Origin of the sequence: Microbacterium sp., from assembly GCF_036277215.1 — a bacterium.
GTDB lineage: Bacteria > Actinomycetota > Actinomycetes > Actinomycetales > Microbacteriaceae > Microbacterium.
Genome location: NZ_DASUNI010000031.1, coordinates 1 through 8,592 on the forward strand (window position 1 = coordinate 1; position 8,592 = coordinate 8,592).

Genomic DNA, 8,592 nt, shown 5'->3' on the forward strand with positions numbered 1-8,592 from the left:
CACGGTCCTCGCGATGGCCGCAGGCCAGTTCCCCGCCGACAAGGCCGCGCAGCTGAAGGAGCGTATCGCCGCGCTGTAGACCTTGTCGCCCGGCGCCGTCACCCGGGCTGTTGGCGCAGAGCTCCTGCAGATTCGTGCGCCGCCGATGAGACGTGCCGTGCTGACGGGCGCTCGCCGTGCAGGCGCGGCGAGATTGCAGGAGTTGTGCGCCGCGCGGCCGCGGGCCGCTCAGCCGGAGGTCGAGCGGCGGACGATCAGCTCGGGCTGGAACACCGTCTGGCGCGCGATGCTCGTCGGGTCGGCGGCCTCCTCGAGCAGGATCCGCAGCGCCGTGCGGCCGATCATCCGGCTCGGCTGGCGCATCGACGACAGCGGCACGGCCGCGGCCGCGGCGAAGGGTATGTCGTCGAACCCGATGATCGCGATCTCGTTGGGCACCAGCATCCGCCCGTCGACGATGAGCGACTGGAGCAGCCCGAGTGCGAGCAGATCGTTCGCCGCGAAGAGCGCGTCGGGCCAGTCGCGCCGCGGCCGGGCGAGGATGCGGGTGCCCGCGGCGGCGCCCTCTTCGACGGTCATCGCCCCGGTGGCGATCACCTCGATCTCCAGCGGCGGACTCGCGTTCTCGGCGGCCACGCGCGCGCCGGCCAGACGGTCGTTCACCTGCCGGATGTCGAAGGGACCGCCGACGAAGGCGATGCGGCGCCGACCGGTGTCGAGAAGGTGCTCGACCGCCATCCGCCCGCCGCGCACGCTGTCCACCGAGACTGATGAGAACCTGCCGTCGCCGCTGAAGCGGTCCACGAGCACCGCGGCGATGCCGCGGGCGCGCAGTCGCTGCAACCGGGCCGTGATGTCGCCGTACGGCGCGATCAGCACGCCTCGCACCTGCTGCTCCTCGAACAGATCGAGGTAGACCCGCTCCCGGGCGTGGTCCTCGTCGGTGTTGCCGTACAGGATCGCGATGTTGTGACGCGTGCCCTCATCCTCCGCCCCGCGCACGACATCGGTGTAGAAGGGGTTCTGGCCGTCCAGCACGACGAAGCCCACCGTCGAGCTGACCCCGCCCCGCAGCTTCCGCGCAGCATCGTTGCGCACGTATCCGAGCTCTTCGATCGCGCGATTCACGCGCTCGACCGAGTCGCTGGAGACCTCATCCGGCCGGTTCAAGACATTGGACACCGTGCCGACGGAGACGCCCGCGCGCTGGGCAACGTCTCGGATACTCGCCGGCACTGGCGTCCCGCCCTTCATCGGTCACGATTCGATCAAGGTTCCCTGCGGACTTGACCGTTTCCCTCGGTCTCCATAGAGTATCTGAAATCAACCTGAATCGATTCAGGTATTTTCACCTCGACGAGGAGGCCCCCGTGGCAGATGTCGACGCCGATGCGACCCCATCAGCGCACGCCCTCGAACTGCGCCGTGTGGTCAAGTCATTCGGCCCCGTCGTGGCTTTGCGTTCGGGGAGCCTCACCCTCGACCGGGGCTCCATCCACGCGCTGATCGGCGAGAACGGCGCCGGCAAGTCGACGCTCGTCAAGGTCATCGCTGGGCTCTACCGTCGCGACGCCGGTGAGTTCCTGCTCGACGGTCAGCCTGTGGATTTCTCCAGCACCGCGCAGTCCAAGTCCGCCGGCATCGCAGTCATCTACCAGGAGCCGACGCTGTTCCCCGACCTGTCGGTGACCGAGAACATCTTCATGGGCCGCCAGCCGCACAATCGGCTCGGCCGCATCGACCGCCGCGCGATGCGCGACGAGGCGACGCAGATCTTCACCCGTCTCGGCGTCGCGCTCGACCCCGAGCGGATCACCGAAGGCCTTTCGATCGCCGACCAGCAGATCATCGAGATCGCCAAGGCGATCTCTCTCGATGCGCGCGTGCTGATCATGGACGAGCCGACGGCCGCCCTGAGCGGCGTCGAGGTCGAGCGGCTCTTCGCGGTCGCCCGGAGCCTCCGCGACGAGGGTCGCGCGCTGCTGTTCATCTCCCACCGGTTCGACGAGGTGTTCGCGCTGTGCGACACCGTCACGGTCATGCGCGACGGCTCGTACGTCGACACGACGCCGATCTCGGAGACGAGCGTGGACGAGCTCGTGCGGCAGATGGTCGGCCGCGACGTGACCGACCTGTTCCCGAAGCTGCCCGCGCAGGTGGGCGACGTCGTGCTCGAAGTGGACGGGCTGACCCGCGCGGGAGTGTTCCGCGACATCACGTTCACGCTCCGCGCCGGCGAGATCGTCGGGCTCGCCGGCCTCGTCGGCGCCGGACGCAGCGAGGTCGCGCGAGCGGTCTTCGGTGTCGATCCGTACGAGAGCGGCACGGTGCGCCTGCACGGCAGGCCGCTGCCGAAGGGGAGCCCGCGCGCCGCGACCGCCCGCGGCCTGGCGCTGGTGCCCGAGGACCGCCGCAAGCAGGGTCTCGTGCTCGACGAGAGCGTCACCCGAAATGTCACTCTCGCGATCCGCAACAAGCTCGCGAAGTGGGGCCTGCTCTGGGGCGGGGCCGAGAACCGCGCCGCACAGGAGTGGGCGAGCCGGCTCGAGGTCAAGACCGCAGCTCTGGATGCCGAGACCGGCACCCTCAGCGGAGGGAACCAGCAGAAGGTGGTGCTCGGCAAATGGCTCGCCACCGAGCCGACGGTGCTGTTCGTCGACGAGCCCACCCGCGGCATCGACGTCGGCACCAAGGCCGAAGTGCACCGCCTGCTCAGTGAGCTCGCGCAACAGGGCCTCGCGATCCTGATGATATCGTCCGAACTGCCGGAGGTGCTCGGAATGGCCGACCGTGTGCTCGTCATGCGCGAGGGTCGCCTCACCGGCGAGTTCTCGCGCCGGGAGGCGACGCCCGAAGCCGTGATGTTCGCGGCGACCGCGGATGCGGAGGTCGCGCGATGACCGCCGTCGAGATCCGCCCCGGCAAGAGCGCCGCGAGCCGCCTCGTCTCGCACGTCGCCACCGCCCGGGAGACCGGCATCCTGATCGCCCTTCTGCTGGTGATCTTCTTCGCGACCGTGCGCAACCCCGCCTTCCTGTTCTCATCGGACGGCTTCCGCGACCTGCTGCTGACGCCATCCCTGCTGCTGCTCGTGGCCGTCGGCCAGGCGATCGTGATCATCACCCGCAACGTCGACCTGTCGGTCGGCTCGATCGTGGGCCTCACCGCCTACCTGACCGGGCGGCTGTTCATCGACGTCGAGGGGATCCCGCTGATTCTGGTGTTCATCGCCGGGGTGCTCTTCGGCGGTCTGCTCGGACTCATCAACGGCGCGCTGGTCGCGTTCGCCCGGGTGCCGGCGCTCGTGATCACACTCGGCACGCTGTACATCTACCGCGGCATCAACGTCGCATGGGCAGGCAGCGATCGGATCAACGCCTCCGACCTGCCGCAGGACTTCCGCGGGCTCGGCACGGGGCAGATCCTGTTCATCCCGATCCTCACGATCATCGCGGTCGTCGTCCTGATCGCGGCGGCCTGGTATCTGCGCAACCTCCGCTCGGGCCGCGAGCTGTACGCGATCGGCTCCGACCCGGCCGCCGCGCACCTCTACGGTCTCCGCGTGACGCGCCGTGTGATCGGCGCCTTCGTGGTGAGCGGCGCCCTGTCGGGTCTGGCCGGCGTGCTGTATGCGGCGCGCTACGGGACGGTCAGCTCGGGTGCCGGATTCGGGTGGGAGCTGCAGGCGATCGGTGCCGCCGTCATCGGCGGGGTCGCGATCTCGGGCGGCGTGGGGACGGTGTGGGGTGCCGCCATCGGCGCGTATCTCCTGCTCACCATCAACCGCGCTCTGCCGATCCTGGGCATCGACGACTTCTGGCAGCGCGCCGTGGTCGGCGTGCTCATCCTCGGCGCGATCATCCTCGACCGCGTCCTCGCCGTCCGGCAGTCCCGAAGACTCATCGCCCAGAGGGAGGTGGACCGATGACCGCCGCGCCCTCGACCGCCGGCACGACCGCACCCGCGCGGGTGTACAAGCTCCACGCGCGTCCGGCCTGGCGCCGCTTCCTGCTCACCCGCGAGACGGCGATCATCGCGCTGCTGATCCTGGTGATCGCGGTCGCCCTGGCCACCGTCCGCAACTTCGACAGCCCGCTGACGGTGACGTATCTCCTGCGGGACGTCGCGCCGATCCTCCTCATCGCACTGCCGATGACGCTCATCATCATCACCGAGGAGATCGACCTATCAGTGGCGAGCATCGTCGGGCTCTCGAGCGTCACCACCGGCATCCTGACCCAGGCCGGATGGCCGTTCGCGGTCGCAGCGCTCACCGCGATGCTGGTCGGCACCCTCTGCGGCGCGTTCAACGGCTTCCTGGTGACCGTCGTCGGCCTGCCCTCGCTCGCCGTCACGATCGGCACTCTGGCGCTGTTCCGCGGAATCGCGGTCGGCCTGCTGGGCACGACGGCGATCACCGACTTCCCGGAGTTCTGGACCGACCTGGCCAAGGCCAACATCCCGGGCACGCCGGTGCCGGTCATCATGATCCCGTTCGTCATCCTGGCGATCATCTTCGCCGTGCTGCTGCACTTCACACCGTTCGGGCGCTCGCTGTACGCGATCGGCCTGAACAAGGAGGCCGCGGAGTTCTCCGGGATCGACGTCGGCCGCACGAAGTTCATCCTGTTCGTGCTCAGTGGCGCGGTCTCCGGGTTCGCCGGCGTCTACTTCACCCTGCTGTACAGCAACGCCCGAGGCGACAACGCTCTGGGGATGGAGCTGCAGATCATCGCGGCGGTGCTCCTCGGCGGCGTGTCGATCTTCGGCGGACGTGGCGCTCTGCACGGCGTGATCGCGGGCGTGCTGCTCATCGGCACCCTCGGGAGTGCGCTGCGGCTGGCCGGAGTGACCAGCGACATCATCAACGTGATCACCGGCGTGCTGCTCATCGCCTCCGTGGTCTCGGCAAGCCTCCTCGGGTGGCTGCAGAAGCGAAGGACTGCAGCGATCGGCAAGAGGAAGGGACGAGCCGGCGCGAGTTCGAACGCGCCCTGAGCCCCGCACCAACAACCTTCGACTCAACCGCACCAGGAAGGAAACAATGATGTTCGCAATGCAGCGCAAGCGGCGCATCGCAACGACCGCAGCCGCTCTCGCCGTGGGGGTGACGCTCCTCGTCACCGGCTGCGCCGGATCGACCGGCGGCACCGGCGGCACCGACGGCGGCGACGGCGGCGGAGGAGGAGATGACGCCAACCTGTCGATCACGATGCTCCCCAAGAACCTCGGCAACCCCTACTTCGACACGTCGACCGGCGGTGCCGAAGAGGCGACCGAGGAGTTCGGCGGCACGTTCGAGGAGGTCGGCCCGTCCGAGGCCTCCCCGACTTCGCAGGTCCAGTACATCCAGACCGCCGCACAGCAGGGCGCTGGTGGGCTCATCGTCTCGGCGAACGACCCGGAGGCGATCTGCGACGCCCTCGACGAGGCCCGCACCGCGGGTGTCAAGATCGTCACGTTCGACTCCGACACCAACCCGGAGTGCCGCGATCTGTTCATCAACCAGGCCACCGCGGAGGGTATCGCGAAGGTGCAGGTCGACCTGATCGCCGAGCAGATCGGCGACGCCGGGCAGGTCGCGATCCTGTCGGCATCGGCCAACGCCACCAACCAGAACGCCTGGATCGAGATGATGGAGGAGGAGTTCGCCGCGAACCACCCCGACATCGAGCTCGTCGAGACCGTCTACGGCGACGACGACGACCAGACCTCGTTCGACAAGACCGCGGCGCTGCTGCAGACCTACCCCGAGCTGAAGGGCATCATCTCGCCCACCACGGTCGGGATCGCGGCTGCCGCTCGCTACCTGTCGACGTCGGAGTACAAGGGCAAGGTTGCGCTGACCGGCCTGGGCACGCCTAACCAGATGCGCGAATACGTCGAGGACGGCACCGTCACCGCGTTCGCGCTGTGGAACCCGGCCGACCTCGGCTACCTCGCCGCATTCGCCGCGCAGGCTCTGATCACGGGAGAGATCACCGGTGAAGAGGGCGACACGTTCGAGGCGGGCAAGCTCGGCTCGTTCGAGGTCGGCGAGGGCGCCTCGGTCCTCCTCGGCGACCCGTTCGTCTTCGACGCGGAGAACATCGGCGACTTCGACTTCTAGTCGAATGCCGACAGCGCGCCCGATCCTCCCGAGGGTCGGGCGCTGCCGCGTTCCGGTGGGGGAAATCGAGCGGTGAGGTGTCAAAGTGAGGGAATGCGCGCTCCCATCCCGACTCTCGAGCCGGCGTTCGAGGTCGACGTCCAGCTCGGACCGCTCGAGGACCACGGCATCACCCGCGCAGGGCACCGCCGGGTCATCCCGATCACCGGTGGCACAGTCCGCGGAGCGTTCGACGCCGAGATCCTGCCCGGCGGCTCCGACTGGCAGGTGCTGCGCCCGGACGGCGCCGTCGACGTCGGCGCGCACTACTCGGCCCGCACGGACGCCGGTGCGTTCGTCCTGATCCACTCGATGGGAGTCCGCAGCGGAGCGCCGGCCGTATTGCAGGCTCTCCTGCGCGGCGAAGCCGTGAACCCGGCGCAGTACTACTTCCGCACGGTGCTCACGCTCGAAACCTCCGACCCGGGCCTCGCCGAGCTGCAGAACATCCTCTTCCTGGCCGCCGCCGTCCGCGAAGCCGATCGCGTCGCCTACACGGCGTATCGCGTCACCTGACGTCCTCGGTTGCGGGGCTAGGGTGAGCCCGATGAGCGAACCAGCGGTCGGGCGGCGGGTCGGCGTGCGCGAGGTGGCACGTGCCGCCGGCGTGTCTACGCAGACCGTGTCGCGCGTGCTCAATGAGCGTGCGGGCATCCGCGCCGAGACGCGGCAGCGGGTGCTCGACGCCATGGCGGCGCTGGACTACCGCATGAACAACGCGGCGCGGGCTCTGGGCACCAGCCGCACGCGGACCATCGGGATCATCGCATCCGACGCGAGCATGTACGGACCGGCGGTGGGGATCCTGGCGCTCGAAGCGGCCGCCCGCGCGGCCGGTCGGTGGGTCACGGCCGCGTACGCGGACGCGGGGGATGCCGCATCCGTCGTCGATGCCGCTCGGCACCTGTCCGCCCAGGGCGTCGATGGAATCGTCGTCGTCGCCCCGCACGCGCGCACGCTGTCGGCCGTCGATTCGGCCGGGGTCGGCGTGCCTGTGGTCGCGTTGCACGGACCCGGTGCGGCGGAACTGCAACGGGATGCCGCCCGCATCGCAGTCGCCCACCTCGTCGGAGAGGGGCACTCCCGGATCGCGCATCTCGCCGGTCCAGAGGATTGGATCGAGGCGGTGGCCCGCGCCGAGGGCTTCGCGTCGGCCGCGTCCGAGCAGGGACTGCGCACGGCCGGCCTGTGGCGCGGCGACTGGACCGCCGCGTCCGGCCTGGCGGCGGCGGCCGAGATCGCCGCCGCGGTCCGACGCGCTCACGGGCCGACCGCCGTCTTCGTCGCCAACGACCAGATGGCGCTCGGCTTGATCGCCGGCCTGGCCGATGCCGGACTTTCCGTGCCCGACGACGTCAGCGTGGTGGGCGTCGACGACAATCCGGATGCCGCGTACTACCGGCCCGCGCTCACCACGGTGCGGCTGGATGTGGCGGGCGAGGCGGCGCGGTGCATCGCCGAGGTCGTCGGCGCCGATGCCGATGCCGAGTCGGCGGTCCCGATCGCGGTCCCCGACTTGGTCATTCGGGCCTCGACGCGGCGGATCGCCGGAAGGGACTGACGCAAGCTCCGAGCCGCTCATTGTTCGCGCTCACATCCGTTACCGAAACGTTGCTTCAGAGTCGCGATTCAGGCATTGTGAACGCTAACAGTGAGCGCTAACATCCTTCTCACGGCCATGGCGGCCGATCCGGTTCAGCAACAGCGCTGCGTTCCAGAATGTGCGCGCGGATCCGAACAAGGAGGTTCATTCAGATGAAGAAGTTCATCGCGATCGCAGCGGCAGGAGCCCTGCTCGTCGGACTCGCCGGCTGTGCGAGCGGCGCCGGCGGCACCGCACCCGAGGCCAGCGGTCCGGTACCCCTCGACGAGCTGGTGGTCGGCTTCGCGCAGGTGGGCGCAGAGTCCGGATGGCGCACGGCCAACACCAAGGACATCCAGGCCGCGTTCGCCGATGCGGACATCGAGCTGAAGTTCTCGGACGCTCAGCAGAAGCAGGAGAACCAGATCAAGGCGATCCGCTCCTACATCCAGCAGGGCGTGGACTACATCGCGTTCTCCCCGGTCGTGGAGACCGGGTGGGACGCGGTGCTCAACGAGGCCAAGGCCGCCGGCATCCCCGTGGTCCTCACCGACCGTGCGGTCGACAGCAAGGACACGTCGCTGTACGTCTCGTTCCTCGGCTCCGACTTCATCGAGGAGGGCAAGAAGGCCGGCCTCTGGGTGCTCGACGAGTACAAGGACTCGACGGAGAAGGTCAACATCGTGCAGCTCGAGGGCACGACCGGCGCCGCGCCGGCCATCGACCGCGCCGAGGGCTTCGCCGAGGTGATCGGCGCGGAGGAGCAGTTCCAGGTCGTCGCGTCGCAGACCGGCGACTTCACCCGCGCGGGCGGCAAGCAGGTCGCGGAGGCGCTGCTCAAGTCGAACCCGGGCGTCGACCT

Annotated in this window: 8 protein-coding genes; 7 read left to right on the top strand and 1 reads right to left on the bottom strand. The window is 69.2% G+C overall.

The window, feature by feature from the left end; all coding sequences use genetic code 11:
- Positions 1-228 precede the first annotated feature (228 nt).
- Complete coding sequence (locus VFX99_RS01475; protein ID WP_329664556.1) at positions 229-1,236, bottom strand: LacI family DNA-binding transcriptional regulator; 1,008 nt, start codon at positions 1,234-1,236, stop codon at positions 229-231.
- Between the two features lie 134 nt (positions 1,237-1,370).
- Between VFX99_RS01475 and VFX99_RS01480 the strand changes: the two genes are divergently transcribed.
- From VFX99_RS01480 to VFX99_RS01510, 7 genes are all read left to right on the top strand, one after another.
- Positions 1,371-2,900: a sugar ABC transporter ATP-binding protein gene (locus VFX99_RS01480; protein WP_329664549.1), complete on the top strand. Its 1,530-nt coding sequence runs from the start codon at positions 1,371-1,373 to the stop codon at positions 2,898-2,900.
- Positions 2,897-3,928: an ABC transporter permease gene (locus VFX99_RS01485; protein WP_329664550.1), complete on the top strand. Its 1,032-nt coding sequence runs from the start codon at positions 2,897-2,899 to the stop codon at positions 3,926-3,928. Before VFX99_RS01480 ends, VFX99_RS01485 begins: the two co-directional genes overlap by 4 nt.
- Positions 3,925-4,998, top strand: coding sequence for an ABC transporter permease (locus VFX99_RS01490; RefSeq protein ID WP_329664551.1), 1,074 nt, complete (start codon positions 3,925-3,927; stop codon positions 4,996-4,998). Before VFX99_RS01485 ends, VFX99_RS01490 begins: the two co-directional genes overlap by 4 nt.
- A gap of 49 nt (positions 4,999-5,047) precedes the next feature.
- Positions 5,048-6,109, top strand: coding sequence for a rhamnose ABC transporter substrate-binding protein (rhaS, locus tag VFX99_RS01495; RefSeq protein ID WP_329664552.1), 1,062 nt, complete (start codon positions 5,048-5,050; stop codon positions 6,107-6,109).
- 93 nt (positions 6,110-6,202) lie between these two features.
- Positions 6,203-6,664, top strand: a complete 462-nt coding sequence (locus VFX99_RS01500) for a DUF3237 domain-containing protein (RefSeq protein WP_329664553.1) — start codon at positions 6,203-6,205, stop codon at positions 6,662-6,664.
- 31 nt (positions 6,665-6,695) lie between these two features.
- Positions 6,696-7,709, top strand: coding sequence for a LacI family DNA-binding transcriptional regulator (locus VFX99_RS01505; RefSeq protein WP_329664554.1), 1,014 nt, complete (start codon positions 6,696-6,698; stop codon positions 7,707-7,709).
- A gap of 194 nt (positions 7,710-7,903) precedes the next feature.
- Positions 7,904-8,592 (top strand): substrate-binding domain-containing protein (locus VFX99_RS01510; protein ID WP_329664555.1); only part of this gene is annotated, 689 nt, incomplete at its 3' end.